Below are 18,107 nucleotides of genomic sequence, written 5' to 3' on the forward strand. Positions count from 1 at the left end.
GAATATGAGTAACATGAAAGTTGTTGATGTCATCATTCGCAAAACGGCGGAGAAAACGAAATTAACCGGCGAAGGAAATCTGTCGGTCTCTATTTCATCGCCGAGCGTGATTGAAATCCAGGGCTCTGCTCAGGATGTGGCGCGTTATGTCCGCCAGGGTAAAGATCTCCTCATTTATATGAAAGATGGCAGCGTTATTCGCTGCAATAACTATTTTGTCGAAGATGCAGAATCGCATAATCAGTCAGAGCTGGTGTTCAACGACCGTCAGGAACTGACGCATATTTCTTTTGCTGATGCCGGGGAAGCGTCAGGCGCTGCGGTGACCGAGTTAACCGCGCAGGCCACACCGATTAGCAGCATTCAACCTTTCCTTGAGCAGGAAAGTGTTTTAAGCGACGCGCCGTGGGGCTGGATTGCGGGGGCTGCGTTAGGCGGCGGTGCTATCGGGGCACTGCTGGCAAACGGCGGTGACGGCGAAACTAAAACAAAAGTCATTGATAATACGAAAGACGTTGAAAGCGCCACGCCGACCTTCTTGCTGTCGGATAAAGCGGGTGACAAGCAGGGCGTGCTGAGCGCAAACGAGATCACGGACGACAGCAACCCAACCTTTAGCGGCACCGGTCAGCCGGGCGCGACCATCCAGATCAAAGACAGCAGCGGCAGCACCATTGCCAGCGCCATGGTCGGTAAAGACGGCACCTGGACGGTAATATTACCGACCCAGACGGACGGGGAACACACCTGGTCCGTCGTGCAGATCGACGGCAGTAAAACCACCTCTGCGGGCAGTATCACCGTGACGGTCTCTACCGCCGACGCCGCCATTACGCTGGCCACCACGGCGGGCGATAACGTGCTGAACGCCAGCGAGCAATCCGCGGGCTTTACGCTTTCCGGTGCCAGCAAAAACCTGGCGCAGGGTACCGGACTCACCGTGACGCTGAACGGCAAAACCTACGCGGCTGAAGTCGGGGCAGACGGCGCGTGGAGTGTTAACGTGCCTGCGGCGGACGCGCAGGCGCTGGGCGACGGTACCTGGACGGTCAACGTGAGCGGTAAAGACGCGGCGGGTAACACCGTTAGCGGAAGCCAGACGATTGGGGTGGATACCACCGCGCCAACCCTTTCTGTCGATACCCTCGCGCAGGACAACATCATTAATGCGGCTGAGCACAGCCAGCCGCTGACCCTGACCGGTAAAACGAATGCGGAAGCCGGTCAGATCGTCACGGTCACGCTGAACGGTAAAAACTATAACGCCACGGTGGGCAGCGACGGCACCTGGTCCGTCACGCTTGATGTGAACGACGTGCAGGCGCTGAGTGAGGGTAATCACACCCTGACGGTTAACGTTAGCGACAAAGCGGGCAACGGCTCGTCCGTGACGGCAGATTTCACGGTGGATACCGCCGCGCCGATCGTCACCATCCATACCGTGGCGGGCGACGATATCCTCAATATCAGCGAGCAAGGCCAGGCGCACATTATTTCCGGCCTGGCGAGCGGTGCCGCCGCGGGCGATGTGGTCACCGTGACCCTTGGCGGCCAGACCTTCACCGGCGTGGTGCTGGCGGACGGCAGCTGGAGCGTGGGCGTTCCGGCGTCCGTGCTGGGCGCGCTGGGTGAAGGCAACCACACGCTTTCGGTTTCCGTCACTGACGCGGCAGGCAACACCGGCAGCGCCACGCACGGCATTACGCTGAGCGGACACCCGCCGGAATTTACGATTGACGCCATCAGCCAGGATAACGTCCTGAATGCCCAGGAGGCGATGCAGCCGCTGAGCCTGACCGGCACCAGCAACCTGCCGGACGGCTCCACCGTCACCGTGACGCTGAACAACGTCAGCTATCAGGCAACCGTCGAAAACGGTATCTGGGCGGTCCAGGTGCCGGTTTCCGACGTCCTGAATCTGGCGAACACGCTTTATACCGTCAGCGTCAGCGGGACCGACAGCGTGGGTAACAGCGGTTCTGCCGAGGCGAATCTGCTGGTGGATACCGTTCTTCCGCAGGTCATTATCAATACGTTTGCGGGCGACAACCTGGTTAATAACGCCGAAGCGGGCGCCGATCAAACCCTCAGCGGTCGCGTTACCGGCGCGGCGGCGGGCGATACCGTCTCCATCACCGCAGGCGGCAAGAGCTACACCGCAACGGTTGGCAGCGACCTGACCTGGAGCGTGAAAATCCCGTCAGCGGATCTTCAGGCATTCGGCGACGGGGATTTAACCTTCACCGCGTCCGTCACCAACGGGCACGGCAATACCGGCACCGGCGAGCGTGATATCAATATCAACGCGGAGCTGCCGGGCCTGCGCGTGAACACCATTTCCGGCGATGACGTGATCAACGCCATCGAACAGCAGCAGGATCTGAGCGTCACCGGCTCCAGCACTCATCTGGCCGCGGGCACGCAGATTATCGTCACCATCAACAACGTGGAGTACGTCACCGCGGTTAACGCCAGCGGCAGCTGGCAGATCGGCGTTCCGGCGGCGGACCTGCAGGCCTGGACGGCGGGCGGCATGACGGTGAGCGTCAGCGCGGTAGATGCCTGGGGCAATCCCGTTGCGGCTGAACACCCGATTGAACTCGATCTGAATGCCGTGGCGGTCACCATTGATACCGTCTCCGGCGATGACCTGCTGAATGCGGCAGAAAAAGGCGGTGATTTAACCCTTTCCGGCCAGACGCAGGGCGTGGAGGCGGGGCAGACCGTGGTGGTGAAATTCGCCGACCAGACCTTCACCGCGCAGGTGCAGCAGGATGGCTCCTGGAGCCTGACCGTACCCGCCAGCGCCATGGAAACCCTGATCGACGGGCGCGCGCAGGTGAGCGTCAGCGTCACTAACGTCAGCGGCAACAGCGCGGACGCCGCGCGCGTGGTCACGGTGGATACGCAGCCTCCGGCGATTACGCTCGATAACCTGACCGCCGACAACATCATCAACGCGGCAGAAGCGCAGCAGGATTTAGCCTTAAGCGGTACCAGCACTGCGGAACCGGGCCAGACGGTCACCGTGACGCTGAACGGTAAAACGTATCAGACCACGGTTCAGGCGGACGGTACGTGGCAGCTGAGCGTGCCTGCGGCTGATGTGGGTGCACTGACGGACGGCATTGTGACCGTGACGGCCACCGTCAGCGACGTGGCGGGCAACGCCAGCAGCGCCGAGCGCGTGGGTCTGGTGGACGCCACCGTACCGCAGGTGACCATTAACGACTTTGTCACCGACACCAACACCGTTAACCAGCTCGCCCATTCACAGGCGCAGATCCTGAGCGGCTCCGTCACCGGTGCGGCCGCGGGCGACCTGGTCACCATCACCATTAACAGCGTCGATTACACCACCGTGGTGGATGCGGCGGGGAACTGGAGCCTTGGCCTGCCGGCGTCCGTCGTGCAGGGACTGACTGACGGCACCTGGACCATCGACGTCTCCGTGACCGACAGGTCCGGCAACACCGGAAGCAGTTCGCTGGATGTGGTGGTGAATACCGTGCCGCCTGTCATCGGTATCAACACGCTGGCGGCGGACGACGTGATCAACGCGACCGAGAAGGGCGAAGATCTGCTGCTCTCCGGCACCAGCAACCAGCCGGAAGGCACGACCATTACGGTGACCCTGAACGGCATTCAGTACACCGCCACCGCTGACGCCAGCGGTAACTGGAGCGTGACCGTACCGGCCTCCGCCGTAAGCGCGCTGGGAGAAGCCCATTACACCGTGACGGCGAGCGTTACGGATAGCGCAGGCAACAGCGCCTCAACCTCGCACGACGTGCTGGTGGACAGCTCCCTGCCGGTGGTAACGATCGACACGCTGGCGGGCGACAATATCGTTAACGCAGCGGAAGTGGCGGCAGGGCAAACCCTGACCGGTAAGGTGACGAATGCGGCGCCAGGTGACACTGTCACTATTATCCTTGGCGGCCAGACGTACACAGCTACCGTGCAGGACGATCTGACCTGGAGCCTGCCGTTAAGCGAGAGCCAGTTAACCGCGCTCGGCAACGGCGACCTCACCGTATCCGCCAGCGTGACCAACGCGCACGGCAATACCGGCTCTTCTTCTCACGACTTCACCATCGACGCCCAGCTCCCGGGACTGCGTATTGATACCGTGGCGGGTGACGACGTAATTAACGTGATTGAACACGCTCAGAACCTGATTGTATCCGGTACCAGCACCGATCTGGCGGCGGGCAGCGCCGTGACCGTGACCATCAACGGCAAAGATTATTCCGCAACGGTACTGGCGGACGGCACCTGGCAGGCGGCGGTACCGGCGGCCGATGTCTCCCAGTGGGCGGACGGTTCGCTGGATATCAAGGCAAGCGCGCAGGATGCTTCCGGCAACCCGGTGACTATCGGCACCGTCGTGGACGTCGATCTCGCGCCTGTCGCCATCACCATCAGCAGCGTGACCGACGATAACGTGCTTAACGCGGCGGAAAAAGGCCAGGACCTGCTGCTTTCCGGCACGACTTCCAACGTGGAAGCGGGTCAGACCGTAACCATCACCTTTGCGGGTAAAACCTATACCACGACGGTGGATGCTAACGGCGACTGGACCTGGACCGTTCCGGCAGCCGATTTGAGCGGCCTGAAAGACGGTGACGCCAGCGTGCAGGTAACCGTCACCAGCGTGAACGGCAACGCGGCGTCTTCGGCGCAGGAATTCAGCGTCGATACCGCCGCGCCGACGGTGACCATTAACACCATCAGCAGTGACAATATGCTGAACGCGGCAGAGGCGGCGCAGGATCTGACCCTGAGCGGCACCTCTACTGCCGAAGCAGGCCAGACGGTCACCGTGACCTTCAACGGCAATCAGTACACCGCGCAGGTGCAGGCGGACGGCAGCTGGACGCTCGACGTTCCGGCGGCGGATATGGCAGGCATCGCCGACGGCAGCGCGGCGGTGACGGCGACCGTGTCCGATAAGGCAGGCAACCCGGCCAGCGCGGGCTCCTCGGTGCTGGTCGACACCACCGTACCGCAGATTTCGTTCAACATCGTCGCGGGCGACGACGTCGTGAATATTGCCGAGCACGGCCAGGCGCTGATTGTCTCCGGTAAGGTCACGGGCGCGCAGGCGGGTGACGTGATTACCGTGACCCTGAACGGCAAAGACTACACCGCCATGCTGGACGCGTCCGGCAGCTGGAGCGTGGGCGTTCCGGCGGCGGACGTGGGCGCGCTGGTTAACGGCGAACAGACGATCTCCGCGACACTCACCGATAAAGCCGGTAACAGCACCACCGCTACGCACGAGTTTGACGTTTCCCTGACCGCGCCGGTGGTTGCCATCAATACCCTGGCGGCTGACGACGTGATCAACGCGACCGAGAAAGGCCAGGATCTGCTGGTGTCCGGCACCAGCAACCAGCCGGACGGAACCACCATTACGGTGACCCTGAACGGCATCAGCTATACGGCCACCACCGACGCCAGCGGGAACTGGAGCATCAGCGTTCCGGCGGCAAACGTCTCCGCGCTGGGCGAAGCGAGCTACGTGGTGACGGCGAGCGTAACCGACGCGGCGGGCAACAGCGCGAGCACCGGCCACAGCGTGCTGGTCGACAGCGCGCTGCCGCAGGTCACCATCAACCCTGTCGCCACGGACGATGTCATTAACGCAGCGGAAGTGGCTGCCGGGCAGACCCTGAGCGGCAAAGTGAGCGGCGCGGCGAGAGGTGACACTGTCACGATTTCAATCGGCGGCAATACCTGGACCGCGACGGTTCAGGACGATCTGAGCTGGTCGGTCAACGTGCCGTCCACGGTCTTAACCGCCATCGGGAACGGCGATCTGACCGTGTCAGCCAGCGTCACCAACGGCCACGGCAACACCGGCACCGGCGAGCGCGAAATCGTAATAGACGCTAACCTGCCTGGCCTGCGGGTCGACACCGTGGCGGGCGACGATGTCATCAACAGCATTGAGCACGCTCAAAACCTGATTATCACCGGCTCCAGCGAAGGCCTGGCAACGGGCGCGGCGTTAACGGTGACCGTCAACGGCAAAACCTACGCCGCAACCGTGCTTGCAGACGGCACCTGGACGGCGGCCATTCCGGCAGCAGACGTCAGCGCGCTGAATGCGGGCACGATTGCCGTGACCGTGGAAGGCCAGAGCGCGGCGGGCAATCCGGTTTCCATCAGCCACGACGTGAAGGTGGATCTGGCGGCAGTCGCCATTAGCATTAACCCGATTGCCTCGGACGACGTAATCAACGCGGCGGAGAAAGGCGCGGACCTGGTGCTGTCCGGCTCGACCTCCAACGTGGAAGAAAACCAGACCGTCACCATCACCTTCGGCGGCAAGTCGTACACCGCGACGGTCGATGCCAGCGGCAACTGGACGGCGACCGTACCGTCCGCCGATTTGGGCAGCCTGAAAGACGGCGATGCCAGCGTGCAGGTGAGCGTCACCAACGTCAACGGCAACAGCGCGTCGGCGGGCCGCGAGTACAGCGTGGACGCGACCGCGCCGACGGTATCTATCGAGATCGTCAGCGACAACAACATCATCAACGCCGCCGAAGCGCAGCAGGATCTGGTCGTTAACGGCGTGACCAACGCCGAAGCGGGCCAGACCGTCACCGTGACGCTGAACGGCGTGGACTACTCCACCACCGTGCAGGCAAACGGCAGCTGGAGCGTGACCGTGCCGTCCGCGGACCTGAGCGGTATTACCGACGGCAACTACACCATCAGCGCCGCCGTGTCTGATAAGGCGGGCAACCCGGCCTCAGCGGATCGCGACGTGCTGGTCGATACCACCGTTCCGCAGCTGACCATCCACACCGTTTCCGACGACGACGTGATCAACAGCGCCGAGCATGCGCAGGCACTGATTGTCACGGGTTCCGTGACCGGCGCGGCGGCGGGTGATGTGGTCACCGTCACGCTCAACGGCAAATCGTACACCGCCACCCTGGATGCCTCAGGCAACTGGAGCGTGGGCGTGCCTGCGGCAGACGTAACCGCGCTGGCCGCCGGGGATCACACTATTACCGCGGCGCTGACCGATAAAGCGGGCAACAGCAACAGCGCCACGCACGGCGTAGAGGTGAACCTGACCGCGCCGGTGCTGACCATTGACACCGTTTCCGGTGACGATGCGATCAACAACGCCGAGAAAACTCAGGATCTGACGATCTCCGGTACGGCTTCCGGCCTGGCGGCAGGCGCGGTGGTGACCGTGATGCTGAACGGCAAAGCGTACAGCGCGCAGGTGGACGATAACGGAAAATGGACGACTACCGTTCCGGCGAACGAGGTCGGTCAGCTGGGCGAGGCGCTTTATACCGTCACCGCCTCAGCAACGGACAGCGTCGGCAACAATACCAGCGCGTCGCACACCGTGAACGTGGAATCTGTTCTGCCGGGCGTGATCGTCAACACCATTGCAGGTGACGACGTCATTAACGCGGCGGAGCTGGCAGCCGGGCAGACCATCAGCGGTAAGGTGGTGAATGCCGAAGCGGGCAACACCGTGACCGTGACCATTGGCGGCAACAGCTACACCGCCACGGTGCAGAGCGATCTCACCTGGTCCGTTAACGTGCCGGAATCCGTGCTGACCGCGCTGGGCAACGGTGATTTGACGGTGTCGGCCAGCGTCACAAACGGCGTGGGCAATAGCGGAACGGGCGAGCGCGAAATCGTGATAGACGCTAACCTGCCGGGCCTGCGCGTGGATACCGTGGCGGGTGACGACGTGATCAACAGCATCGAACACGGGCAGAATCTGATTATCACCGGCTCCAGCGACGGGCTGGCGGCTGGCGCGGCGCTGACCGTGACCGTAAACGGCAAAACCTATCCGGCAACCGTGCTGGCGGACGGCACCTGGAGCGCGGCGATCCCGGCGGCGGACGTGGGTGCGCTGGCCGCAGGCACGGTTACCGTGACCGTATCGGGCCAGAGCAGCGCCGGTAACCCGGTCTCCATCAGCCACGATGTGACGGTGGATCTGGCGAGCGTTGCCATTAGCATTGATGCCATCGCCACCGACGACGTGATTAACGCGGCCGAGAAGGGCGCGGATCTGGTGCTCTCCGGCACCACCTCGAACGTGGAAGCAAACCAGACCGTTACCATTACCTTTGGCGGCAAGAGCTACACCGCCACGGTGGACGCCGACGGCAAATGGACAGCTACCGTGCCGTCTGCGGATCTGGCGGGCCTGAAAGACGGCGACGCCAGCGTGCAGGTGAGCGTCACCAACGTTAACGGCAACAGCGCCTCGGCGGGCCGCGAGTACAGCGTGGATGCGACCGCGCCGTCCGTGACCATCAATACCCTGGTGACCGACGACATTCTGAACGCCGCTGAAGCGCAGTCCGATCTGGCCGTATCCGGCACCACCACCGCCGAAGCGGGCCAGACCGTGACCGTATCGCTGAACGGCAAAGACTACACCACAACCGTCAGCGCAGACGGCAGCTGGACGCTGAACGTACCGGCGGCGGATCTGGCTGGATTAACCGACGGCAGCGTGACCGTCACCGCATCGGTCAGCGATAAAGCGGGTAACCCGGCGTCCGTGGATCACAACCTGGCGGTAGATATCACCGCGCCTGCGGTGACCATCAATACCGTTGCGGGCGACGATGTCATTAACCTCGCAGAGCACGGCCAGGCGCAAATCATCAGCGGCACCGCCACCGGCGCGGCAGCGGGCGATAAGGTGACCGTCACCATTGGCGGCCAGACCTACACCACCGTGCTGGACGCGGCGGGGAACTGGAGCGTGGGCGTACCGGCCAGCGTGATTTCCGGCCTCAGCGACGGCACCGTAACCGTAACGGCGTCAGTCACCGACGCGGCGGGCAACACCGGCACCGGCACGCATAACGTGACCGTCGATACCGGTCTGCCATCGGTGGCCTTCAACGCCATCAGCGATGACAACGTACTGAACGCCGTTGAAAAAGGTCAGGATCTGAGCGTCAGCGGCACCAGCGCCAACCTGGCGGAAGGCACCGTAGTGACCGTGACCCTGAACGGCAAAAACTACACGGCAACGACGGCGGCAGACGGCACCTGGAGCCTGACCGTTCCGGCAGCGGATCTGGCCGGTCTGGGTCAGGCCAACTATACCCTGAACGCGACCGCCACCAACGGCGTGGGCAACAGCGTGAGCAACACCGCGAACCTGCTGGTCGATACCGCGCTGCCAACCGTCACCATCAACACCGTGGCGGGCGACAACGTCATCAACGCGGCGGAAGTGGCGGCAGGCCAGACCCTGAGCGGTACCGTGGCGAACACCGAAGCGGGCAACACGGTAACCGTGACTATCGGCGGCAACAGCTACACCACAACGGTGCAGAGCGATCTGACCTGGTCCGTGAACGTGCCGTCTGACGTGCTGACCGCGCTGGGCAACGGCAGCCTGAGCGTAACGGCGACCGTCACCAACGGCCACGGCAACACCGGCACCGGCGAGCGCGAAATCGCTATCGACGCTAACCTGCCGGGCCTGCGCGTCGACACCGTCGCGGGTGATGACGTGATCAACACCATCGAACACGCGCAGAACCTGATCGTCACCGGCTCCAGCGACGGGCTGGCGGCAGGCACGGCGCTGACCGTCACCGTCAACGGTAAAGACTATGCGGCGACCGTACTGGCGGACGGCACCTGGAGCGCGGCGATCCCGTCCTCCGACGTGAGCACGTGGCCGGAAGGCACCGTCAAAATCAGCGTGACCGGAGACAGCTCAGCGGGCAATCCGATCACCATCAGCCACGACGTGACGGTGGATCTGGCGACCGTTGCCGTCAGCATCAACGCCATTGCCACCGACGACGTGATTAACGCTGCGGAGAAGGGCGCGGATCTGGTGCTGTCCGGTGCGACCACCAACGTGGAAGCCGGGCAGACCGTGACCATCAGCCTGAACGGCAAAATCTACACAACTACCGTGGACGACAGCGGTAACTGGACCTACACCGTACCGTCTGCGGACCTGGTACACCTCAGGGACGGTGACGCCAGCGTGCAGGTGAGCGTCACCAACGTGAACGGCAACAGCGCTTCGGCAGGCCGCGAGTACAGCGTGGATGCAACCGCGCCGTCCGTGACCATTCATACCCTGGCGGCTGACGATATTCTGAATGCCGCAGAAGCGCAGTCCGATTTGACCGTATCCGGCACCACCACCGCCGAAGCAGGCCAGACCGTGACCGTGACGCTGAACGGCAAAGACTACACCACAACCGCAGACGCGGACGGCAGCTGGACGCTGAGCGTTCCGGCGGCGGATCTGGCATCGCTCGGCGACGGCAGCGTCACCGTGACGGCGAGCGTCAGTGACAAGGCGGGCAACCCGGCGTCGGCGGATCGCAATCTGACGGTGGACGTGACCGTTCCTGCGGTGACCATCAATACCGTTGCGGGCGACGATGTGATTAACATCGCTGAGCACGGCCAGGCGCACATCATCAGCGGCACCGCCACCGGCGCGGCAGCGGGCGATAAGGTCACCGTGACCATCGGCGGCCAGACTTACACCACCGTGCTGGACGCGGCGGGGAACTGGAGCGTGGGCGTACCGGCCAGCGTGATTTCCGGCCTCAGCGACGGCACCGTAACCGTAACGGCGTCAGTCACCGACGCGGCGGGCAACACCGGCACCGGCAGCCATAACGTGACCGTCGATACCGGCCTGCCGTCCGTGGCGTTCAACTCAATCAGCGGCGACAACGTGCTGAACGCGGTGGAGAAAGGTCAGGACCTGAGCGTCAGCGGCACCAGCGCCAACCTCGCGGAAGGCACCGTGGTGACCGTGACCCTGAACGGTAAAAACTACACTGCAACGACGGCGGCAGACGGCACCTGGAGCCTGACCGTTTCGGCAGCGGATCTGGCCGGTCTCGGTCAGGCCAATTACACCCTGAACGCGACCGCCACCAACGGCGTGGGCAACAGCGTCAGCAATACGGCGACCTTGCTGGTCGATACCGCGCTGCCGACCATCACCATCAACACCGTGGCGGGCGATAACGTCATCAACGCGGCGGAAGTGGCCGCGGGTCAGACCATCAGCGGTAAGGTAGCGAACGCGGAAGCGGGCAACACGGTAACCGTGACTATCGGCGGCAACAGCTACACCGCGACGGTGCAGAGCGATCTCACCTGGTCCGTGAACGTGCCGGAATCCGTCCTGACCGCGCTGGGCAACGGCGATTTGACCGTGTCGGCGACCGTCACCAACGGCCACGGCAACACCGGCGCGGGCGAGCGCGAAATCGTTATCGACGCCAGCCTGCCGGGTCTGCGCATTGATACCGTGGCGGGCGACGATGTGATCAACAGCATCGAGCATGGACAGAACCTGATCGTTACCGGCTCCAGCGACGGGCTGGTGGCAGGCACCACGCTCACCGTGACCGTCAACGGCAAAACCTATGCGGCCTCCGTGCTGGCAGACGGCACATGGAGCGCGGCGATCCCGGCGGCAGACGTCGGGGCCCTGGCTGCGGGCACGGTCACCGTGACCGTTGCAGGCCAGAGCGCGGCGGGCAACCCGGTGACCATCAGCCATGACGTGACCGTCGATCTGTCAGCGGTGGCTATCAGCATCGATGCGATTGCCACCGACGACGTGATTAACGCGGCGGAGAAAGGCGCGGATCTGGTGCTGTCCGGCAGCACCTCGAACGTGGAGGAAAACCAGACCGTTACCATCACCTTCGGCGGCAAGACGTACGCCGCGAAAGTCGATGCCGACGGTAACTGGACGGCCACCGTGCCTTCCGCCGATCTCGCGGGCCTGAAGGACGGTGATGCCAGCGTGCAGGTGAGCGTCACCAACGCGCACGGCAACAGCGCCTCGGCGGGCCGCGAGTACAGCGTGGACGCCACCGCGCCAGCCGTGACCATCGATACGGTCGCAGGCGATAACGTGATTAACGCCAGCGAAGCGTCTGCGGGCGTGGCCATTTCCGGCACCACCACGGCGGAAGTCGGTCAGACGGTCACCGTGACGCTGGGCGGTAAGAGCTATACCGCGCAGGTGCAGCAGGGCGGCATCTGGAGCGTGAACGTGCCTGGCTCCGACCTGTCCGCACTGGCGGATAACGGCTACACCGTGCAGGTCAGCGTGAGCGACGCCGCGGGTAACCCGGGCAGCGCGGGCAAAGCGATTACGCTTGATACCACGCCACCGACCGTCAGCTTTAACGCTGTCGCGGGCGATGACGTCATCAACAGCGTGGAGCACGGGCAGGCGCAGATCGTCAGCGGCACGGCAACCGGCGCGAGCGTCGGCGATAAGCTGGTCATCACCATCGGTTCGAACCAGTACACCACCACCGTTGACGCCAGCGGTAACTGGAGCGTGGGCGTGCCGGCCAGCGTGATTTCCGCGCTGACCGACGGCACCGTGACCCTCAGCGCGACGATTACCGACAGCGCGGGCAACAGCAGCACCCAGACCCACGACGTGGTAGTGAACACGGCCTCCGTGGCGCTGACCATCAATACCCTCAGCGGCGATGACGTCATCAACGCGGCTGAAGCCGGTTCGCCACTGGTGATTAACGGCTCCAGCGCCCAGTTCGCCAGCGGGACGCAGGTCACCGTGACGCTGAACGGCAAGAGCTATACGGCCACCATCCAGAGCGACGGTAGCTGGACGACCACCGTACCTGCCGCCGACGTGGGCGCCCTGGCCGATGGCGCGAGCTACCAGGTGTCCGTCTCGGCGCAGGACAGCGCGGGCAACAGCGCGTCGGCGACCCACGGCATCAGCGTGGATACCACTGCGCCGGTCGTGGGCATTGCGACGCTGTCGGGTGACGACATGCTGAACGCGCTTGAAGCGCAGCAGCCGCTGACCGTGCACGGCTCTTCAAGCGCGGAAGCGGGCCAGACCGTCACCGTGACGCTGGGCGGCAAAACCTACACTGCCACCGTCGCGAACGACGGGACGTGGACGCTGGATGTTCCTGCAGCCGATTTGGCCGCGCTGAGCCAGGGCGCGCTGACGGTGACCGCCTCGGTCAACGATAACGCGGGTAATAACGGCCAGACCACGCACACCTTAACGGTCGATACCGTCGCGCCAACCGTGACCATCAGCACCGTGGCCGATGACGATATCGTCAACAACGCGGAGCAGCTGGCGGGCCAGACCATCAGCGGCACCACCACGGCGGAACAGGGCCAGACGGTGACCGTCTCCTTCAACGGGCACAGCTATCAGGCGACCGTCGGGGCGGACGGATCCTGGTCGGTCTTCGTGCCGGGCCGTGATTTCCTCGGCCTGAGCGACGGGGATTACACCATCACCGCTTCGGTAAGCGACAGGGCGGGCAACCCGGGCAGCGCGACGCACGACGTGACGCTGAACGGCGATGTCCCAACCATCACCATCAACACCTTTGCGCAGGACGATATCGTCAACGCCGCCGAGCACGGCACGCCGCTGGTCGTCAGCGGCACCACCGACGCCCCGGCGGGCCAGACGGTGACCCTCACGCTGAACGGTAAAACCTACACGGCGACCGTCCAGAATGACGGCAGCTGGAGCTATACGGTGGGCAGCGCAGACGTGGCCGCGCTGGCGGACGGCGGTTCGTACGTCATTAACGCGCAGGTCAGCAACACCATCGGCAACAGCGGCAGCGATAACCACACCGTCACCGTGGATCTCACCGCGCCGTCGATGGGCATCAGCATTGATTCGCTGCAAAACGACACCGGCCTCAGCGCGAGTGATTTCATCACCAACGATAGCCAGGTGGTGGTCAACGGCTCGCTGACCGCGCAGCTCGGCAATAACGAGAAGGCGCAGATCAGCCTCGACGGCGGCACCACCTGGATTGACCTGACCGTGACCGGCACCACCTGGCGCTACACCGATGGCCGCACCCTGACGGACGGTACGTATCAGTATCAGGTGCGCGTTATCGATAACGCGGGCAACGTGGGGGCGACGGACAGCCAGGACGTGGTGATCGATCAGACGAAGCCTGCGGCGACGACCATTACTGTGGATTCCATCACCCAGGATACGGGTCTGTCCGGCAGCGACTTTATCACCAGCGACAGCCAGATCAGCCTGAAAGGGACGCTCGGCGCGGCGCTGGGCAGCGGCGACCACGCGCAGATCAGCCTCGACGGCGGCGTTACCTGGACAGACGTCAGCGTCAGCGGCCTGAGCTGGACCTATGTCGATGGCCGCACGCTGGCCGACGGGGATTACAACTACCAGCTGCGCGTGATTGACGACGCGGGCAATATCAGCGCCACCGCCAGCCAGGTGGTGACCATTGATACGGTTGCGCCGGACGCCAGCAAAACCATCGCCATCGACAGCATCAGCGACGATACCGGCCTGAGCAGCAGCGACTTTATCACCAACGATACGTCCCTGACGCTGCACGGCTCGCTCGGCGCGACGCTGGCCGACGGCGAATATGCCCAGATCAGCATCGACGGCGGCGTCACCTGGCAGAACGTGATTGTCACCGGCAACAGCTGGTACTACGTCGATAGCCGCACGCTGGGTAACCAGACCTATGACTACTACGTTCGCGTGGTGGATGCGGCGGGCAACGTGGGGGCCAGCGCCCATCAGCAGGTGACCGTCGATACGGTCGCCCCGGATGCGGCGATTACGGTAACCGTGGATAACATCACCGTGGATACCGGCTTCGACAATAACGACTTCCTGACCAGTTCGACCTCGTACACGCTGCACGGAACGCTCGGCGCAGAGCTTGGCGCGGGTGAATTCGTGCAGGTGAGCATGGACGGCGGCAGCACCTGGGTGTACGCCACCGTCAGCGGTACGCAGTGGAGCTACAGCGACACCCGTACCCTGACCGACGGCAGCCATAACTATCAGGTGCGGGTCGTTGACCAGGCGGGGAACGTCGGGGCAACCACCACGCAGGCGGTGACGGTGGATACGCAGGCGCCGCAGTACGGCGTCACCATCGACAGCATCAGCGAAGATACCGGCCAGTCCGGGAGTGATTTCATCACCATGGACACCACGCTGACCATCAACGGTTCGCTGGGCAGCGCGCTGGCAAACGACGAGCGCGTACAGATCAGCCTGGACGGCGGGAACACCTGGCTCGATACCACGGTCACCAACCAGCGCTGGAGCTATACCGATACCCGCGATCTGGCTGACGGGGACTACACCTACCAGGTGCGGATTATCGATCAGGCGGGCAACGTCGGCTCCACCGCCTCTCAGGTGGTGACGGTTGACACCACGCCGCCAACCACGGTGGGAACCGTAGTGAGCTATACCGACGGTGAAGGCGAGCGTCAGGGGACCTTTGGCAGCGCGGTGGCAACGGACGATAACTCGCCGCTGATCAACGGTACGCTTAACCGCGCCCCGGACGACGGTGAAATTGTGCAGCTCTACCGTGACGGGGTCCTGCTCGGCCAGGTGACCATGAACGGCAGCGCAAGCTGGTCCTTCCAGGACAACGGCCTGAGCGACGGCAACCACACCTACATTGTGCGCGTCACCGACAGGGCCGGTAACTACACGGAATCGGACGGCTTTGTGCTGAACGTTGATACCAGCATCCCGACCACCACGGCGGCGATTACCGCGCAGACCACGTCGGACACCACGCCGATTGTCAGCGGTACCGTCTCCGCCGACCTGGTGAACGGTGAATACCTGGTGGTAACGGTGAACGGAAAAACCTACACCTCCCAGACCGGCGGTGCGGTGGTGGTCGATCCGGATCACAACACCTGGTATCTGCAGATCCCGGACGGCGATGCGCTGAGCGTGTCGAGCTACAGCGTGACGGCGCAGGTGAAGAGCAGCGCAGGTAACGGCAATACCACCGGTACGGCGACAGGCAGCCTGGTGATTGATACCACCTCGGTGAATACCGACTGGGCAACCACGGCGGGGAACAGCAACAACTCCACCATGACCCTCGGCATGAACAGCAGCGGTCTGTGGAATATCATTGCTAACGGCCAGTCATACTCCAGCAGCGATAGCTCGACCTATGCCGGAAATGCGCTGACCAATACCCGCGGCTATTACGTGGTGAGCCAGACCGCCGCCGACTTTGACCGTAACGGCACGCAGGATATCTTCGCGACGGAAAATACCTACGCCGGGTCAACGCAGGTGATGTGGACCTACGATGGCAGCACCTATAACGCCAGCCAGCTGGCGATGGGCACCACCATCTGGTACGGCGGCGTGATTGCCTACGACAAAACCGGCGATGGCTATCTGGATCTGGCGTACGGCGATGCCGGCATGGACTCACTGACCTACCTGGTGAACAACAACGGCGTTCTGTCGCCGGACGGCACCGGTGGCGAAGGCGGTTTCTACGGTCAGTTCGATTCCGGGCGTGAAATCTCCGGCGTCGACCTGAACAACGACGGCACGGTGGATATCGTTCAGCACACCAACCGCAGCGGCGCGTACTCGTTAACCGTGATCAACAACAACGGCAACGGCACGCTCTCTATCGGTCAGAACCTGACCAACGTGTTTGTGGCAAACGCCTCGAATACCACCACGGCGGCGTCCATGACGTGGGCGGACTTCAACGGCGATGGCTACATGGATCTGTACCTGGGCAGCAGCTACAACAACAACGGCGGGGTGATCTACTACAACGACGGTACCGGGAAGCTCTCTGCCACCAAGAGCGCGGTGGAAGCCTCTAACGCCACGGCGGGGTATCTGTCGGTGGCGGTGGACTGGAACGGTGACGGGCAGATGGACATCATCAAGCTCAGCACCTACGGCGGCTCGCAGACGGCAACGCTGTTCACCAACAACGGTTACGGTTCCACCTGGAACTCCAGCCAGCTGGCGTCCGGTATTGCCTACGCGACCGGCGTGGCGGCGGTGGACTACAACTGGGACGGCGCGCAGGATCTGCTGGTCTCTCAGCAGAACGGCAAGGTGGTGCTGGTGCAAAACAGCAAAACCATTGCTGACGGCACCGCGATGCACCTGCACATTGTCGACAGCGAGGGCATCAACGCCTACTACGGCAACACGGTCAATCTGTACAACGCCGCGGGCGTGCTGGTGGCCTCGCAGATCATCAACGCCCAGTCAGGTATCGGGTCGAACGATACCTCTGCGCTGGTGAGTTTCTACGGTCTGGATCCGAATGAAACCTATTCGGCCGAGATCCTGAAGATCACCAACGGCGTGTCGGATAACGTCACCTGGAGCGGTCTGGAAGCGGGCAACGGCAAAGAGGGCTACGTCCTGACGGCCGAAGCGGCCACCGGCGGCCACAGCGGGACGATCACCGGGACCGGGTATAACGACACCTTTATCGCAGAGGATGGCACCTATACCTACAACGGCTCCGGCGGCTGGAATACCCATTCCGACTACGACACCTGGAGCAACACCGGCGGGATGGACGTGGTGGATTACCGCAATGCGACCTCCGGCGTGACCGTTGATTTGCGCCTTTCTACCGCGCAGGACACCGGGTTCGGAACGTCACGACTGCTCAACATTGAGGGGATCAACGGCTCGGACTTCGACGATGTCATTACCGGCAACAGCGGTGATAACCAGTTCGAAGGCCGCGGCGGGAACGACACCTTCAACATCGGCAGCGGCGGTCACGATACGTTGCTCTACAAGCTGATCAACGCGTCGGATGCAACGGGCGGTAACGGTCACGACGTGGTGAACGGCTTTACGGTCGGCACCTGGGAAGGGACCGCGGACACGGATCGTATTGACCTGCGCGATCTGCTCTCCGGCAGCGGCTATACCGGCACGGGCTCGGCGAGCTACGTGAACGGCGTTGCCACGCTGGACAGCAGCGCGGGCAATATCAGCGATTACATCCGCGTGGTGCAGAACGGCAGCAATACCGAGATCCAGGTTGACCTGGACGGCACGGGCGGTCAGTTCTCGCCAACCACGCTGGTGACCCTGAACGGCGTGCAGACGGATCTGGCGACGCTGCTGGCGAACCATCAGCTGTTAATTGCGTAAACCAACGCCGCGGGGAGCGATCCCCGCGGCCTTTTGCGTTTCTTTACATGAATAGCGATAACCCTATATTTCACATGATTATTTTGCGGGCTCGTTT

1 protein-coding gene is annotated in these 18,107 nt (G+C 63.1%); it reads left to right on the forward strand.

Features of this window, described 5'->3' with window-relative positions; genetic code table 11:
- Nucleotides 1-4: 4 nt before the first annotated feature.
- The gene (locus tag ACERY3_RS07250; protein WP_373225365.1) at nt 5-18,010 is read left to right on the forward strand and encodes an Ig-like domain-containing protein; all 18,006 of its coding nucleotides are present in this window, start codon (nt 5-7) and stop codon (nt 18,008-18,010) included.
- The last annotated feature ends 97 nt before the right edge of the window (nt 18,011-18,107 follow it).

It is taken from the genome of Enterobacter cloacae complex sp. ESBL7 (genome assembly GCF_041679625.1).
GTDB classification, from domain to species: domain Bacteria; phylum Pseudomonadota; class Gammaproteobacteria; order Enterobacterales; family Enterobacteriaceae; genus Enterobacter; species Enterobacter asburiae_B.

What these genes read in the sequence shown, in the direction of transcription:
- ACERY3_RS07250 (WP_373225365.1), top strand. Translation starts at nt 5, where the DNA reads ATGAGTAACATGAAAGTTGTTGATGTCATCATTCGCAAAACGGCGGAG.